Source organism: Flavobacterium sp. TSSA_36, from assembly GCF_051547165.1.
GTDB lineage: Bacteria > Bacteroidota > Bacteroidia > Flavobacteriales > Flavobacteriaceae > Flavobacterium.
In genome coordinates, this window is the sequence record NZ_JBPTTP010000021.1 from 1 (window position 1) to 1,860 (window position 1,860).

Here is a 1,860-nt window from a genome sequence, read left to right on the forward strand (position 1 = left end):
CCTCTTTTCAAAAAAAAATCTGCGAATCTGCTGCTAAATTAACCACAAAGAAACACAAAGAAGCCACTAAGCCCCACAAAGATTTATAGGGAACATACAATTAGAATTTTGGAATCTGGATTTTGGATTTTGGAATTTGGATTTTGGGTGTTAGGTTTTGCCTTCTGACTTCTGCCTCTTGCCTCTTGCCTTTTCACCATTTTGCATCTTCCCAGTAAAACTATGTGAACAGTAAAACAGCTATGCCTTCTTTACCACACTATACTTCTATGATACTTCTATGTGGTTAAAAAAATAAGTCATCCCTCACACAACACTTTGCGCCCCTTGCGTAACCCTTTGCGCCCCTTGCGGTTAAACCACCATCTTTTCAAAAATAATTCGAGCCTTCGTGTCCATCCCCTCAAAAACTTCGCGAACCTTGCGTAACCCTTTGCGCCCCTTGCGGTTAATCACTTTTCAAAATAATTCGAGCCTTCTTTCCCATTTACAAAAAAATCCGCGAACATCCGTTACATCCGCCTCAATCCGCGTTCCATTCCACACCATCTTTTCAAAAATAATTCGAGCCTTCGTGTCCATCCCCTCAAAAACTTCGCGAACCTTGCGTAACCCTTTGCGCCCCTTGCGGTTAAACCACCATCTTTTCAAAAATAATTCGAGCCTTCGTTCCCATCCACTCAAAAACTTCGCGAACCTTGCGTAACCCTTTGCGTCCCTTGCGGTTAATCACTTTTCAAAATAATTCGAGCCTTCGTGGCCATTCCTCCACACGCAAAAAACTTTCATTCAAATCTGAAAGTAAAACACTAAAACATACACTTAAATGTATACTTTTGCAAAATGTTACATTTTTTCAAACCCAAACCCACGCTCAAAGAACTAATCCCGTCAAATTATATCGATATCCATTCTCACTTATTACCCGGTATTGATGATGGAGCCACTTCAATAGACAACTCGGTTTTTTTAACAAAGGAACTCTTAAATTTGGGAACCAAACAAATCATAACCACACCGCATGTGATACAATTTGTTTGGCCGAATTCAAAAGAAAAAATTCTAAATACTGCAGCGTCCACAGCAAAAAATTTAGAAAAATCCAACATAAACACTCCCTTTCGAGTGGCAGCAGAGTATTTAATGGACGACTCCTTTTTAACCTTGTTTCAAAATGAATCCTTATTAACACTAAAAGATAATTATGTATTAGTAGAAATGTCATACATCAATGCCCCTTATCAATTATATACTATTTTATTTGAATTGAAAGTGGCGGGTTACATTCCGGTATTGGCCCATCCCGAAAGATATTTATTCTATCATAAGAACATGGCGGAATATGACAAACTGAAAAAAGCAGGCTGTTTTTTTCAACTCAATTTACTAGCAACTGTGGGCTATTATGGTAGCGAGATTAGTAAAGTTGCCAATACGCTTTTGCAAAAAGGCAGTTATGATTTTGTAGGTTCTGATCTGCATCATGCCCAACATTTGAAGGCTTTCGACCAAAAAATAAACATAAAAGAAATTGCTCGACTCAAAGAAGTCATTGCCAATAACCAATTTTTCTCATTACCATAACAAAAGGAATCCTGCCTGAGACGAAAGCAAAAAATCAAACACAACTATTCCAAAAAAAAAAAAAATCCACGACCATCCACTTCACCCACACTCCATTCCACAACAACTTTTCAAAATAACCTGCGACTCGAGTGATAATCAATAGAAGAAGTAATCTGCAGCCATCCCTCCACCACAAAGAAACACTAAGAAACCACTAAGCTTCACAAAGATTTATCGAGTACTTGTTTCACTTGCAGTATTCCCCTTTTTGGAATTTGGAATTTGGAATTTTAA

At 38.0% G+C, this 1,860-nt stretch carries 1 protein-coding gene; it reads left to right on the forward strand.

Going from position 1 to position 1,860, the window contains the following annotated elements; translation table 11 throughout:
- Nucleotides 1–843: 843 nt before the first annotated feature.
- A complete protein-coding gene (locus tag ACSVH7_RS15085; protein ID WP_438067511.1) occupies nucleotides 844–1,584 on the forward strand; it encodes a tyrosine-protein phosphatase in 741 nt (246 codons plus the stop codon).
- Nucleotides 1,585–1,860: the final 276 nt, after the last annotated feature.

Bases quoted from the DNA above. Each gene is read 5' to 3' on its own strand.
- ACSVH7_RS15085 (WP_438067511.1), top strand. From the start codon at position 844: ATGTTACATTTTTTCAAACCCAAACCCACGCTCAAAGAACTAATCCCG.